Origin of the sequence: Actinoplanes sp. CA-252034 (assembly GCF_050956125.1) — a bacterium.
Classification (GTDB): domain Bacteria; phylum Actinomycetota; class Actinomycetes; order Mycobacteriales; family Micromonosporaceae; genus Actinoplanes.
Genome location: NZ_CP191846.1, coordinates 5,713,502 through 5,728,707, shown reverse-complemented (window position 1 = coordinate 5,728,707; position 15,206 = coordinate 5,713,502). Strand labels below are relative to the sequence as shown.

At 73.0% G+C, this 15,206-nt stretch carries 6 protein-coding genes; all 6 read left to right on the top strand.

Annotated features, from left to right (window positions below; translation table 11 throughout):
* The first annotated feature begins 14 nt into the window (after positions 1-14).
* The 6 genes from ACQPZW_RS26315 to ACQPZW_RS26290 all read left to right on the top strand — a co-directional run bounded on the left by ACQPZW_RS26315 (position 15) and on the right by ACQPZW_RS26290 (position 15,198).
* On the top strand, positions 15-1,268 hold the full coding sequence (locus ACQPZW_RS26315; protein ID WP_433788689.1) for an ABC transporter substrate-binding protein: 1,254 nt from the start codon (positions 15-17) through the stop codon (positions 1,266-1,268).
* Complete coding sequence (locus tag ACQPZW_RS26310) at positions 1,265-4,312, top strand: family 78 glycoside hydrolase catalytic domain (RefSeq protein WP_433788688.1); 3,048 nt, start codon at positions 1,265-1,267, stop codon at positions 4,310-4,312. Before ACQPZW_RS26315 ends, ACQPZW_RS26310 begins: the two co-directional genes overlap by 4 nt.
* A gap of 56 nt (positions 4,313-4,368) precedes the next feature.
* Positions 4,369-5,532, top strand: coding sequence for a glycoside hydrolase family 1 protein (locus tag ACQPZW_RS26305; RefSeq protein WP_433788687.1), 1,164 nt, complete (start codon positions 4,369-4,371; stop codon positions 5,530-5,532).
* Positions 5,529-5,693 carry a hypothetical protein gene (locus ACQPZW_RS26300; protein ID WP_433788686.1) on the top strand — a complete coding sequence of 55 codons (165 nt, stop codon included), beginning with the start codon at positions 5,529-5,531 and terminating at the stop codon, positions 5,691-5,693. The genes ACQPZW_RS26305 and ACQPZW_RS26300 overlap by 4 nt, the downstream gene beginning before the upstream one ends.
* Before the next feature lie 6 nt (positions 5,694-5,699).
* Complete coding sequence (locus tag ACQPZW_RS26295) at positions 5,700-7,298, top strand: carboxylesterase/lipase family protein (RefSeq protein WP_433788685.1); 1,599 nt, start codon at positions 5,700-5,702, stop codon at positions 7,296-7,298.
* A 181-nt stretch (positions 7,299-7,479) separates the two neighbouring features.
* The gene (locus ACQPZW_RS26290) at positions 7,480-15,198 is read left to right on the top strand and encodes a type I polyketide synthase (protein ID WP_433788684.1); all 7,719 of its coding nucleotides are present in this window, start codon (positions 7,480-7,482) and stop codon (positions 15,196-15,198) included.
* The last annotated feature ends 8 nt before the right edge of the window (positions 15,199-15,206 follow it).

Here is a 15,206-nt window from a genome sequence, read left to right as displayed (position 1 = left end):
CTCAGGAGAAGGTCATGAAGAAAATCCTCGCCGCGGTCGCGGCAGCGTCCCTTCTCGTCGGCTGCTCCAGCGGCACCAACTCCAGCTCCGGCAGCTCCGGCGACAACAAGACCCTCACCATCGCCTCGGTCGACCAGGGCTCGATCGAGAAGGTCGTCGAGGCGTTCAAGGCCGCCAACCCCGGCATCACCGTCAACCTGACGACCAGCGGCGCCGACCAGTACCAGCAGCAGATCCGTACCCAGCTCGCCTCCGGCACCGCCCCCGACGTGATGACCGTGTGGCCCGGCAACGGCAACCCCGGCGCCACCTACGTCATCGCCAAGCCCGGCTACCTGCTGGACCTGTCCGACCAGCCGTGGGCCGGTCAGCTGCCGGACGCGTTCAAGAAGGTCGCCCAGTACGAGGGCAAGACCTACAACGCCGTCTTCGGGCTCAACGGGATCGGCGCGGTCTACAACGACGAGGCGCTGAGCAAGGCCGGGCTGACCGCGCCGGGCACGTGGACCGACCTGATCGCGTTCTGCAAGGCCGCCGCCGGCAAGGGCACCCCCGCCTTCGCCCTCGGCATCCAGGACAACTGGGTCACCCAGATCGCCCTGTACGCCCTGGTCGCGTCGACCGTCTACAGCGGCGACAAGGACTTCGACGCCAAGATGGCCGCCGGTCAGGCCACCTTCGCGGGCTCGCCGTGGACCACCGCGATGGCGAAGTACCAGGAGATGAACAGCGCGGGCTGCTTCCAGAAGGACCCGCTGGGCACCAGCTACGAGGCCAGCCAGACGCTCGCGGCGACCGGTAAGACACTCGGCATCATCCAGGGCAACTGGATCATCGGGCTGCTCAAGCAGAAGAACCCGTCCGGCAGGTTCACCATGAAGGCGCTGCCGGCCACCGACGACGCGGCGTCGTTCGTCATGCCCGCCGCGGCCGGTGCCGGGTACGGCGTGAACGCGAAGGCGAAGAACAAGGACCTGGCACTCAAGTTCGTCACGTTCGTGATGAGCCCGGAGGGCATGAAGACGTTCAACGAGGCGCAGGGCAGCCTGCCGACCCTGCCGGGCGCCGGCACCACCGTCGACCCCGGTCTGGCCGAGCTCACCTCGTTCGTCGAGGGCAACCGGACGGTGCCGTTCATGGACCAGCTGTGGCCGAACGCGAAGGTGCAGCAGACCATGCTCAGCGGCCTGCAGGAGGTCTTCAGCAACCAGGCGAGCGCCGACGAGGTCCTGAAGGACATGGACACCGACTACAAGGCCGGATCGTGAGGCGGCGTACCGCGCTGGGGTTGTCGGTGGCGGTGCCCGCGTCGACCCTGCTGGTCGCCGGGCCGGCCGAGGCCGGTGGGAGCCCCGAGGTGCGGGTCACCGGACTGCGTGTCGACGGCCGTCCCGACCAGCCGCTCGGCCTGGACACCGTGAGACCCGTGCTGAGCTGGCGATTCGCCGAGACCCGGTCGACGGCCGCGGACCGGCAGACCGCCTACCAGATCCGGGTCCGTGACACCGGCCGCGACCGGGTGCTGTGGGACTCCGGCAGGATGCACTCGGCGGTCCAGTCCGGGGTCCGCTACGACGGGCCGCCGCTCACCGCCGAGCAGCGGGTGAGCTGGCAGGTGCGAGCCTGGGACGCCGGCCGGCGGGCCACCGACTGGAGTGCGCCGTCCACCTTCGAGACGGGCCTGGACGACTGGGGCCCGGCGCGCTGGATCGAGTATCCGGGACGCGCCGAGAGCCAGCCGATGCCGATCTTCGCCCGGCAGTTCACCGTCGATCCGCGGCGCAGGGTGACCCGGGCCCGGCTCCACCTGTCCGGCGTCGGCATGCACCTGGCCACGCTCAACGGGCGTCAGGTCACCGACGAGGTGCTCGCGCCCGGCTACTCCAACTACCAGCTCTCCAGCGAGTACCGCGTCTACGACATCACGGGGCAGGTGCGCAAGGGCGCGAACACCCTGGGGGTACGGCTGGGCAACGGCCCCGCCTACGTCAGGCGCAGCGTCACCAACCCGGCTGTCGGGCGGACCTCGCCCTACTCGTGGTGGCAGTCGCAGCTCAAGGGCAACGGCACCCTGGTCGGCGGTGTCGAGGCCGGGGCCACCACGGTCACGGTCAGCAGCGTCACCGGCTATCACGTCGGCGGCACCATCAACGTCGACACCGGTGGTGGCGGCGACAACCTGGAATCGCGGGTGATCACCGCGATCGGCGCGGACGGCATCACGTTCACACCGGGGTTGTCCAAGCCGCACCCGGCCGACGCCACGGTCACCGGCTCCGGCAACAACATCGCGGCCAGTGACGCCAGCGCGGGCGCCGCCGTCACGCCCCGGCTGATCGCGCGACTCGAGGTGTCGTACACCCATGGGCCGGAAACCGTGATCGTCAGCGACCGGGAGTGGCGCACCGCGCTCGGGCCGCTGGTCACCGACGCCTGGTATTCGGGCTCCGACCACGATGCGCGCCGTGAGCAGCCCGGATGGGACCGGCCCGGCTCGGATCTGTCGGCCGCCGCGCTGCGGCGTGACGGCTCCGTGACCGGCTGGATCGCCGCCGGGATCGTCCCGCCGCCGAACCTGGCGACGAGACTGGTCGGCCGGACCGCGCCGCCGATCCGGATCGCCGACCGGTTCACGCCGGTCGCGATCACCAACCCGGTCCCGGGCACGTGGGTGTTCGATTTCGGGCAGAACATCGTCGGGTTCCCGCAACTGCACGTCACCGGCCTCCCGGCGGGCACCACGATCCGGGTGTCGCCGGCCGAGTCGCTGGCGGCCGACGGGACCGTCGATCAGGCGTCGCTGCGCGGCGGCGGTGGCAGCCGGGGTGTCGACCTGTTCAACACGTACACCACCGCCGGGCTGCGGCACGAGACGTGGCGGCCGGACTTCAACTACTTCGGCATGCAGTGGGTGCAGGTCAGTGGCCTGCCGTCGTCGTACGTCCCGACGAGGGAGACGGTCACCGGGCTGCGGGTGCAGGCCGACACCCCGCTCGCCGGCGCGGTGACCACGTCGAACGCGCGGGTCAACCGGCTCCACAAGATGGCCTGGTACTCGTTCGCCGGCAACATGATGAGTGTCTTCACCGACTGCCCGGGCCGGGAGAAGCTGTCCTATCCGGCCGACTACACCATGCCGATGGGGTCGATCCACCGCAACTTCGACCTCGGCGCCTACCTGCGCACCCACGAGCGGCACCTGGTCGAGGGACAGTCGGTCGCGGACACGCCGATGGCCGGCAACGTGGCGCTCAAGACCCCGGTCTACGACTGGGGCTACACCGGGCGCTTCGGCGACGAGATCAACTGGGGCAACGCCATCACCCTGGTGCCCGGTTTCCTACGGCAGCTCTACGGCGACGTTGCCACTGCCGAGCGGTACTACCCGCGGATGGTGGCGTTCGCCGACTACATCGCCCGGCAGAAGGCGGTCGGGCACATCGTCGACGCGGCCCTGGCCGACTGGGTGTCGGCCGAACCGGTCTCCGGGAAGATCACCGGCACCTGGGGTTACCACGAGATGATCAGCGAGCTGGCGAGACTCGCGCCGCCCGCCGACGCCGCGAAGTACACCGCGCTCGCGGCCGACATCAGGACCGCGTTCCACAACACCTTCTGGGATCCGGTCCGGCGGCTCTACGCGGACAACGGCGCCGTCTCCCAGACCGCGCAGGCCCTGGCCCTCGACGCCGGTCTGGTGCCGGAGCCCGAGCGGCAGGCGGTCCTCGACGCGCTGGTGGCACTTACCGGCGGGGGCCACTTCCTCGGCGGCACCATCGGGATGGCTCCCATCGTGCGGGCGCTGTCCGCCGGCGGCCGTGACGACGTGCTGTGGAACCTCATCCAGTCCGACGAGCAGCCCGGGTACGGCTACTTCATGGCGCCGACGGTCGCCAACCCGGGCGGCATGACGACCATGGGGGAGCGGTGGAACCGGGGCGACTCGAAGAACCACATGATCCTCGCCCAGATCGAGGAGTGGTTCCACGCCGGGCTGGCCGGCATCCGGGCCGCCGCCGGCACCACCGCCTACCGGGAGCTGGTCGTCCAGCCGAAGGTGGTCGGTGACCTGACGTTCGTCAAGGGCCACTACCTCACGCCGCAGGGCACCGCCCGCTCGGAGTGGAGACGCGACGGCGACCGGCTGCGGCTGACCGTCACGATCCCGCCGAACACCACCGCCACCGTCCACGTGCCCACCCTCGGCGGCCGGGTGGCCGGCACCCCGCGCCGCGCTTCGTTCGTGCGGCACGAGAACGGCTTCGCGGTCTACCGGGTGCCGTCCGGCACCTACACCTTCAGCACCATCTGATCGAGCGGCCCGGCCTCCGCCCCCTGCAGGCCGGGCCCTCCGGCGAGAGGACCCGCGTGCGATTCCCCGACGGCTTCCTGTGGGGCAGCGCCACCTCCGCCCACCAGGTCGAAGGCGGCAACACCAACAACGACTGGTGGGACTTCGAGCAGCATCCCGCGTCTGCCGCACGGTGGTCCTCCGGCGACGGCATAGATCACTTCCATCGGTACGCGGAAGACTTCGCGCTGCTGGCGGGCATGGGCCACACCGCCCACCGCCTGTCGCTGGAGTGGTCGCGGATCGAGCCGGCGCCCGGCGAGTTCAGCCGGGCCGCCGTCGCCCACTACCGGCGGGTGCTGACCGCTGTCGCGGACACCGGCATGACCGCCTTCGTCACCCTGCACCACTTCACCCTGCCGCGCTGGCTCTCCGGTCGTGGCGGCTGGCTCGCCCCCGACGCGATCTCCCGTTTCACGCGGTACTGCTCCCTCGTGACCGAGCAGCTCGGCGACCTGATGCCGTTCATCTGCACCATCAACGAACCGCAGATGATCGCCCTGCACGGATACCTCGAGGGGTATCACCCGCCCGGCATCACCAACCCGGCCCTGTGGCGGCGCGTCGGCGCGATCCTGCTCGACGCACACCTGGCCGCGGTCACCGCGATCCGCGCGGCCGGCGGCACACGGATCGGCCTCGCGGTGCAGTTGCCCCTGCTCGCCGGCGAGGGGTCCCTGCCGGCGCTGATGCGCCACGAGATCGTCGACCGGTACCTCGACGGGCTGACCGGCGTCGACGGCGGCGACTGGCTCGGCGTCCAGTACTACCGCCGACAGTGGGTCGACGCGGCATCGCCGTTCCACTTCGCGCCGCCACCACCCGGTGTGCCGGTCACCCAGATGGGCTGGGCGGTGCACCCCGACGGGCTGCGCGAGATGCTGCACCGCGCCGCCGGGACCGGCCTGCCGCTGTACGTCACCGAGAACGGCATCGCCACCGAGGACGACACCGAGCGCATCACCTACCTGCGCGCGCATGTCGCCGCCACCGCCCAGGCCATCGCCGAGGGTGCCGACGTGCGCGGCTACCTGCACTGGTCGGCGTTCGACAACTTCGAGTGGTCCGAGGGCTACCGGCCGAAGTTCGGTCTGATCGCGGTCGGCGACGACTTCACCCGTCGTCCCAAACCCAGCGCCCATGCCTTCACCGACATCATCCGACAGGGAGCCCGTCGGTGAACCCCACCCGCTCGCGTGCGGCGTCACCCGGCGTCGTCACCGACCCGGAGTCGCCGATCGTCCACGGCGACCTCCCGCCCACCGCCCCGACCGCGTTCCCCGGCCCGGGCCCTTCCGATCCCGTCCCGGCGCACGCCGTGCGCCTGTCGAAGGAGGTTTGATCGTCCATGGAACGTAGGACTCTGCTCGCCGGTTCGCTGGCGGTCGCTGCCACGTCCCTTGCCGCGGCACCGGCACAGGCCCACCGCGGCCGGGGCACGGACGAGGCGGCCACCCGGTACGGCCGGGTGCGTGGCCGCCGCGAGGACGGCATCGTAAAGTTCCTCGGCGTCCCCTATGCCACCCCGCCGCTCGGCGAGCTCCGGTTCCGGGCGCCGCAGCCAGTGAAGCCCTGGCGTGGCGTCCGCGACACCGTCGACTTCCCGAACCCGGCCTACCAGGTCGCCGGCGGCGAGATGGGCCCCGCCGGCAACGGCCGGATGCCGGCGCCGTCCGAGGACTGCCTCTACCTCAACATCTGGACCCCGGCCGCCGACGGTAGGCGCCGGCCGGTGATGTTCTACAACCACGGCGGCGGCTACATGATCGGCTCGGGCTCCGCGACCGGGCAGGACGGCGGCAACCTGGCGCGGCTGTACGACGTCGTGGTGGTGGAGTCCAACCATCGGCTCGGGCTGCTCGGCTACCTGTATCTCGGCTTCGCGCACGACGGCTACGCCGCCAACCAGGGCATGCAGGACATCCTCGCGGCCCTGCGCTGGACGGCCGAGAACATCGAGAGCTTCGGTGGTGACCCGGACGACATCATGGTCTGGGGTGAGAGCGGCGGCGGCGCCAAGACCGCTGCCGTCTACACCATGCCGGCGGCCGCCCGGCTGTTCCACAAGGCGTCGATCGAGAGCGCCGCACCGCTGCGGTTCCCGACCCGCGACGGCGCCATCGCCCGCGCGGACCGCACCCTGCACCTGCTCGGCCTGACCCGCCGCGACATCCCCGCACTGCACGACATCCCGGCCGCCCGGCTGCTGGAGATCCAGGTGTCCGAAGCCGCGAACGGCGTGGCGCCCTGGGGAGACCCCGATCCCGTGCTGCCCGGGTTCGGCGCCTTCGTCGACGGCCGGATCATCCCGCGGCACCCGTTCGCGGACGGCGTCGCACCGTTCTCGGCCGACAAACCGCTCATGGTGGGCACCACCCGCGACGAGACCGTGTTCTTCAGCCTGTTCGGCCCCAAGGACGTCTTCAGCATCGACGACGCCGGCCTGCGCAGCCGTCTGAGCGCCACCTACCCGGGTGCCGAACTCGACCGGATCATCGCCACCTTCCGCCGGTCACGGCCGCGGGCCACTCCGGCGCAGCTGTACTTCGCGATCACCACGTCACCGATCTGGCGCGACGCCATCAAGATCGCCGAAGCGAAGGTGGCACAACGCCGGGCGCCGGTCTACATGTACCAGCTCGCCTACCCCGACCCGACCCTGGTGCCGGGCACCGACTTCCCCCTCGGCTCACCACACGCCTCCGACATCCCCCTCAAGTTCGCCAACACCGCTGCCGGAAGGCCGGCGGGCGAGCGGGCGACCGCACGGCACATGAGTGCCCTGTGGGCCGGCTTCGCCCGTGACAGCCGCCCGAACGCGCCCGGCCTGCCGCGATGGCCCGCCTACGACCGCCGGCACCGCGCCACGATGTGGATCGACGCCACCTGCCGCATCGTCGACGACCCGGACCGCAGCGAACGGCTCTACTGGGAGCGACGCGGCTGACGCACACCGCCGATTCCGGTGTCCCCGGAATCGGCGGCACGCCTCGCCCGAGGGGCCGGCGCACGAGGAGACGCCGTCCTCGTGTCGGTCATATCGGGGCGCCTTGATACCCGGGCGTCGTCGAGGCGTGTGCCACCATGGCGACCACAATGGATCGTGATCGAAAAGGTGGAACCTCCCGATGGGCCAGCAGGACATGATCCGGCCACTCCCGCACGTCCTGCAGCACAACGCCCGGCGGTACGGCGACCGGCTCGCGTTCGCCGACGACCACCGGCGCGTCACGTGGGCACAACTGGCCGACCGGACCGCGCGGCTCGCGTCCGGGCTGGGCGCCGGCCGCGGTGACCGGGTCGCGTTCGTGCTCGGCAACAGCGTGGATCTGGTGGAGGTCGTGCTGGCCACGGTCCGGGCCGCAGCGGTCGGGGTGCCGCTGAGCCCGCACGCCACCGACGCCGAGCTGACCGCGCTGCTGGCCGACTGCGAACCGGCCGTGCTGGTCACCGACGACCGGCACGCCGACCAGGTCCGCCGGGTGGCCGGTGCCGTCCGGGTGCTCCTGACCGGCGACTTCCCGGTGGGCGACAGCGCGCCCGTGGATGATCTCGGCCTGGACGAGCCGGCGTTCATGCTCTACACCTCCGGCACCACCGGATCGGTCAAGGGTGTTGTCTCCACCCAGCGCGCCGCCCTGTGGTCCGCGGTCACCTGTTACGGCCCGGTGCTCGGCCTGACCAGCACGGACCACCTGCTCTGGCCACTGCCGACGGCACACAGCTTCGCCCATTCCCTCTGTGTTCTGGGTGTCACGGTGGCCGGCGCCAGTGCCCGGGTGACCGCCGAACCCGGCCCGGCCACGGTGGCCCGCCTGCTGGCCGAGGAATCGCCGACGGTGCTGGCCGGTGTGCCGGTCACCTACCGTCAGCTGCTCGACGCCGGGGCGGTGGACGGCTCGTCGTTGCGGCTGTGCCTGACCGCCGGCGCGACCAGCGACCCGGCGCTGCGATCCGACGTCGAGGCGCTGCTCGGCGCGCCGTTGCTCGACTGCTACGGCAGCACCGAGACGTGCGGGATGATCGCCGTCGAGCCACCCGGCGGACCCCGCGCCCCCGGCAGCAGCGGCCCGCCCGCCCCCGGCGTCGAGGTGCGGCTCGTCGACGGGGAGATCCACGTTCGTGGTCCCAACCTGATGCTCGGCTACCATCGGCGCCCCGATGCCCTGACCGACGGCTGGTATCGCACCGGCGACCTCGGCCGGTTCGACGCCGACGGCAACCTCAGCGTCATCGGCCGGGTCAGCGACGTGATCAATCGCGGTGGTGTCAACGTCGACCCCGTCGAGGTGGAGCTCGCTCTGCTCGCCCTGCCCGGTGTGCGCGACACCGCGGTGGTGGCGCGCGCCCACCCCCTGCTCGGCGAGGTCCCGGTGGCCTTCGTCGTCCCGGCCGACGAGTCGGCCGACCCCACCGGCCTGCTCCGGGAACTGGCGCGGCGACTGTCGGCGCACAAGATCCCGGAGGAGATCGTCCTCACCCCGGTCATTCCGCGTACGCCCTCCGGAAAGCCCCGCCGCCACCTGCTGCGCTCGGCGCTCGCCGCCGACCCCACCGACCGGTTCACCGGCACCTCGTCGGCCGCGCTGGTCCGGGCCGAGGTGTCCGCCCTGTGCGGCCCGGTGACCGATCTGGACACCGCGTTCGCCGACCTGGGGCTGACCTCGATGGGCGCGATGACCGTCTGGAACCGGCTCAGCCGGCGCACCGGACTGCGGCTGCCCGCCACCCTGCTGTGGGACCACCCCAGCCCGGCCGCACTGATCACCTGGCTGGACGCGCGCCTCGCCGGGGCCGCCACCACCACCGGCAGGCAGTCGCGGGCGCAGACCGAGCCGATCGCGATCGTGGCGGTCGCCTGCCGCTACCCCGGCGGCGTGCGCAGCCCCGAAGACCTCTGGCGGCTGGTCGCGGGCGAGGTGGACGCCACCGGCGAGTTCCCCACCGACCGCGGCTGGGACGTCGACGGCCTGCACGACCCCGACCCGGACCGGCTCGGCACGAGCGTCACCCGGCGCGGCGCCTTCCTGTACGACGCCGCCGACTTCGACCCGGCGTTCTTCGGGATCTCACCCCGTGAGGCCCTGGCCACCGATCCCCAGCAGCGGCTGCTGCTCGAAGTCGCCTGGGAGGCCCTCGAACGCGCCGGCATCCCCGCGTCCGGCCTGCGCGACACCGACACCGGCGTCTTCGTCGGGCTCATGCCCAGCGACTACGGCCCCCGCCGGGATGCCCACGAGCTCGAATCGCACCTCGCCATCGGCTCGGCGGGCAGCCTCGCCTCCGGCCGCATCGCGTACACCCTCGGTCTGCGCGGGCCCAGCCTGTCCATCGACACCGCCTGCTCGTCGTCACTGGTCGCGATGGACCTGGCCGCCAAAGCGCTGCGGGCCGGTGAGTGCGGTCTCGCGCTCGCCGGAGGCGTGACGGTGATGGCGTCGCCACAGTCGTTCATCATGTTCAGCCGGCAGCGCGGCCTCGCCCCCGACGGCCGGATCCGGTCGTTCGCGGCCGGCGCCGACGGCACCGCCTGGGGTGAGGGCGCCGGCATGGTCCTGCTCGAGCGCCTGGACGACGCCGAGCGCAACGGGCATCCGGTCCTCGCGGTCCTGCGTGGCTCCGCGGTCAACGCCGACGGCGCCTCCAACGGGCTCACCGCCCCCAACGGCGAGGCCCAGCGTGACCTGATCCGCCTCGCCCTGGCCGACGCCGGCCTGCGCCCGTCCGAGGTGGACCTGATCGAGGGCCACGGCACCGGCACCCGGATCGGCGACCCGATCGAGGCCAACGCGCTCGTCGACACCTACGGCCAGGACCGGCCGGAACCGGTCTGGCTCGGTTCGGTGAAGTCGAACATCGGGCACACCCAGTCCGCCGCCGGCATCGCGGGGGTGATCAAGGTGATCGAGGCGATGCGGCACGGTGTGATGCCCCGATCGCTGTACGCCGGCGACCCGTCCCCGCACGTCGACTGGTCCGCCGGCGCGGTACGGCTGCTCGACGCCGCCCGGCCCTGGCCCGCCGGTCCGCGTCCACGCCGTGCGGCGGTGTCCGCGTTCGGGCTGGGCGGCACCAACGCCCACGTGATCATCGAGGAGCCGCCCGCCGAGGAGCCCGGCACCGGCGGGCCACCGCCGGCCCCGATCGCCGGGTGGACCGCCGCGCCCTGGCTGCTCGGCGCCGCCGACGAGGCGGGCCTGCGGGCCCGGGCCGCCCAGCTTGCCGCGGCGCCCGCGGTGGGGGAGACGGTCGAGCCGACGCCGCTGGATGTGGCCTTCTCGCTCGCGACCGGCCGCGCCCCGCTGCGCCACCGGGCAGCCGTCCGAGCCGGTGACCGTGCGGGCTTGCGCGCGCTGGCCGACGGCACGCCGCATCCGGCCGTGACCCGGATCCCGACCCGTCAGCAGCCGCGCGTCGCCTTCCTGTTCACCGGCCAGGGCGCGCAACGACTCGGCATGGGCCGCGAACTGGCCGCGGCCTTCCCGGTCTTCGCCGAGACCTACGACCAGGTCTGCACGGCGTTCACGCCCTACCTTCCGCGGCCGTTGCGGGAGGTAGTCGACGGCACGGACGCCGACCTGCTCCACCGCACCGACTACGCCCAGCCCGCCCTGTTCGCCTTCGAGGTGGCACTGCACGCGCTCTACCGGGCGTGCGGCGTCCACCCGTACCGGCTGGCCGGACACTCGATCGGAGAGCTCACCGCCGCCCACGTCGCCGGAGTGCTGACTCTCGCCGACGCGGTCCGCCTGGTCGCCGCCAGGGGCCGGCTGATGGCCGCGCTGCCGCCCGGCGGCACGATGATCGCCGTGCGCTGCCCCGAGGCCGACGTCGCGAAACTGCTCCCCGACGCCGGCGGCCTGGTGTCGATCGCCGCGGTCAACGGCCCCGACGCGGTGGTCATCGCCGGGCCCGAGCAGGCCGTTACGGCCCTGGCCGAAAGAGTGGACGCCCGATACGACCGGCTGCGGGTGAGCCACGCGTTCCACTCACCGCTGCTCGACCCGATGATCGCCGAGTTCCGCGTCGTCGCGGAATCGGTCACCTACCATCAGCCGTCGGTGCCGGTGGCGAGCGCGCTGGCCGGATCGGCCGACCTGGCCGGCGCCGACCACTGGGTACGGCACGTTCGCGAGACGGTCCACTTCACCGCCGCCATGGACGACCTCGCCTCCGTACCCGTCTCCGCCTTCGTCGAGATCGGCCCGGCCGCCGTGCTGTCGGTGCTGGCCGAGCGCTGCGTCGACGCCGACGCGTTCGTCCCCGGCCCCGCCACGCTCGCCGGCTTCCTCGACAACCTCGCCACCCTGCACGTGCACGGAGCACCGGTGGACTGGCCCGCCGTCTTCGCCGCCAGCGGTGCCCGGCGCTGCGACCTGCCCACCTACCCGTTCCAACGGCAGCGTCACTGGCTGGACGGCACCGAGCGGCCACCCCTGCTCGCCGCCGCGCAACCGGACGCCGACGGCACCCGTACCCGCAGTTCGGGAGTCCTGTCGACCAGCCGCCAGCCCTGGCTGGCCGACCACGTGATCGGCGCCGACCCGATGGTCCCGGCCGCCGCCCTGGCCGAGCTGGCCTTCCAGGCCGCGGCCCCCTCCACCTCGGCGTCGACCACCAGGCTGGGGGCCGTCCGGATCGCCGAGCTCTCCCTGGGCACGCCCCTGACGCTCACCGGCCCCACCGATGTCCAGGTCGTCGTGGACGCCCCGGACGCCGCCGGCGAGCGCGGGCTGACCATCTGGTCACGGCCCCTCGGCTCGACGGGTGGTTGGACCAGCCATGCCGGCGCCACGCTCACCGCCCCGACCGGACGGGCACCCGGGACTCCCGGGACGTGGCCGCCGCCCGGCGCCCGCCCGGTCCCCGTCGACTACGCCCGGCTCACGGATGCGGGATTCCATTACGGTCCGGCGTTCCGCGGGGTCACCGCGGTCTGGCGAGGACCCACCGACGTGTACGCGGAGGTGACCCTGCCACCCAGCGTGGCCGGTGACGCCGCCCGTTTCGGCGTGCACCCCGCGCTGCTCGACGCCGCCCTGCACGCCAGCCTGCTGGCCGAGCCACCCGACCGGCCACGGGTGCCGTTCGCCCTCGACGGCGTGGAACTGCACACCACCGGAGCGGCCACCGCCCGGGTCGTGCTGTCCCCGATCACCGCGGACAGCACCCGCGTCACCATGACCGACCACCTCGGCCGTCCGATCGTCACGATCGACGCGCTGGTGACCCGCCCCATCGGAGTCCAGGACCCCGCCGTCCAGCGATCACTGCACCGCGTGACCTGGCCCGCCGCATCGATCGAGCCGGACGGCGAGCCCTACGAGATCTGGTACGCCGCCGCCGAGCACCCGGGCGCCGCCTTCGAGCACCCGGCCGCCTCTGGGCACCCGAGCGCCGCCTTCGAGCACCCGAGCGCCGCCTTCGAGCACCCGAGCGCCGCCTTCGAGCACCCGGGCGCCGCCGCCGGGTATCCGGACGCCGTCTCAGAGGCCCCGGACGCTGCCGAAGCCCGCCCCGCGACCGCACCCGCCGGCCCCGGCGAGATCGCCGCCGACCCGCCGGCCCGAGTCCGGGCGCTGCTCGAGAGGACCCTCGCCCGGGTCACCGAATGGCTCGCCGCCGACCGGCCCGGCCGTCTCGTCGTGGTCACCGAGCGGGCCACCGGCGACGACCCCGACCCGGCCGCCGCAGCGGTCTGGGGGCTGCTCGGCAGCGCCCAGGCCGAACATCCCGGCCGTCTCACCGTCGTCGACCTCTGCGGCGACCCCGCCTCCGCCGCCGCCCTGCACCAGGCGGCCGCCTCGGCCGAGCCCCGGGTCGCCGTCCGGGCCGGTACCGTCCACGCACCCCGTCTGGCTCCCGCCGGCGCCGCCGACTCCGCCCCTCCGGCACTGGACCCGGCCGGGACCGTCCTGATCACCGGCGGGACCGGCGCCCTGGGCGCGATCCTGGCCCGCCATCTGGTCACCGGGTACGGGGTACGCCATCTGGTCCTGGGCAACCGGACCGGAGCCGTACCCGCCTGGGCCGGCGAACTCGACGCACAGGTCACCGTCACCGCCTGCGACGTCGGCGACCGCGCTGCCGTCACCGCCCTCGTCGACTCCTGTGGACCGGCCCTGACCGGTGTCTTCCACCTCGCCGGAGTCCTCGACGACGGTGTCCTCACCGCGATGACCCCCGCCCGGATCGACGCCGTGCTCCGGCCCAAGGCAGACGCGGCCTGGAACCTGCACGAGGCCACCAGACACCGCGACCTCGCCGCGTTCGTCCTCTACTCCTCGGCCTCCGGGGTGATCGGCCGGCCGGGACAGGCGAACTACGCCGCCGCGAACGCCTTCATCGACGCCCTGGCCGCCCACCGCACCGCCCACGGCCTGCCCGCCAAGTCCCTGGCCTGGGGCTTGTGGGACAGCGACGGCCACGGCATGGCCGGCCGTCCGTCACCCGGTCCGGCCCGCCGCGCCCTGACCGACGGCGGCATCCGCGCGATCACCGCCGAGCAGGGCATGGCACTGCTCGACCGGTCGCTGTGCAGCACCGCCGCACTGCTCGTGCCGATCGCCATCGACGTCCCGCCCACCGGTGCGCCCGCCATCCTCACCGGCCTGGCCCCCGCCGGCACCGGGCTCGCCACCACGGCTGCGAAGCCGCTCAGCTGGCGCGAGACCCTGGCCGGTCTGCCGGTGCAGGAGCGCCGCGCGGCGCTGCTGAACCTGATCGGGGCGGTGGTCGCCGACCTGCTCGGGTTCCCGGACACGGCCGCACTCGATCCGGGCCGCCACTTCAAGGACGTCGGACTGGACTCACTCGCGGCCATCCAGCTCCGCGACCGGCTCAGCGGCGCCGCCGGTGTCCGCCTGAGCGCCACGATCGCCTTCGACCATCCGACGCTGGCCGAGCTCACCGACCACGTCCGGACCGTCATGGGTGATCCCGTCACGGACGCCGGTACGGACGAGCCCGTCGACGGCGAGGCGTCGACCGCACCGCCGGACCGGAGCACCGGTGAGCGGTTCACCGCCATCTACCACCGGGTGATCCGCGAGCAGGGCCCGTCCGCGGCGATGACCTTGCGGTACCTGGCCTCGTACGGGCTCCCCACCTTCGGCGCCGACCACGATGCGCCGCCCCCGCCCGATCCGCTGCAGTTGGCGACGGGTCGTCCGTACCCCCAACCGGTCTTGATCTTCTTGCCCGGATATCTGGCCCTGCACGACCCGGCGCCGACCGGCCTCGGCCGGGCTCTCGACGGCCACTACGACCTGCACATGCTCGCCCACCCGGGCTTCGGGCCCCCGCCCGGTCCGGTCCCGGACAGCGTGGCGACCCTGGTCCGGGTGCACGCCGCCTCGGTCCGGGATCTGGCCGGTGACCGGCCGTTCGTGTTGATCGGGCACAGCACCGGCGGTGGGGTGGCCCACGCCGTCGCCGCTCACCTGACGGCCGAGGGCACCGCGCCGCAGGCGGTGATCCTGGCCGACGCCCACCACAGCAGCGCCGGTCGCGAGGACCCGCGGGCGCTCGCGCTCGTCGACGCCGACCGCCATCGCCCGGCGGAGATGTTCGACGGCGTCTTCTCCGACGCGGTGATGATCGCCGGCGGCGCCTACGTGCGGTTGTTCGACGGCTGGGAGCCGGAGCCGTCGAGCGTGCCGACCCTGCAGTTGCGGGCGGTGCCGACGAAGGAGATGCGTGAGGTCGAACCGGACGGGCGGTGGGAGCCCCGCTGGCCCGGGCCGCACGAGGTGGTCGACGTTCCCGGCGACCATTACTCGATGCTGACGACCGATGCCGAGGCCACCGCCGCCGCGATCCGCACCTGGCTGGCCGCCCGGCGATGACGGACCCG

Bases quoted from the DNA above. Each gene is read 5' to 3' on its own strand.
- ACQPZW_RS26290 (WP_433788684.1), top strand. From the start codon at position 7,480: ATGGGCCAGCAGGACATGATCCGGCCACTCCCGCACGTCCTGCAGCAC.
- ACQPZW_RS26295 (WP_433788685.1), top strand. From the start codon at position 5,700: ATGGAACGTAGGACTCTGCTCGCCGGTTCGCTGGCGGTCGCTGCCACG.
- ACQPZW_RS26315 (WP_433788689.1), top strand. From the start codon at position 15: ATGAAGAAAATCCTCGCCGCGGTCGCGGCAGCGTCCCTTCTCGTCGGC.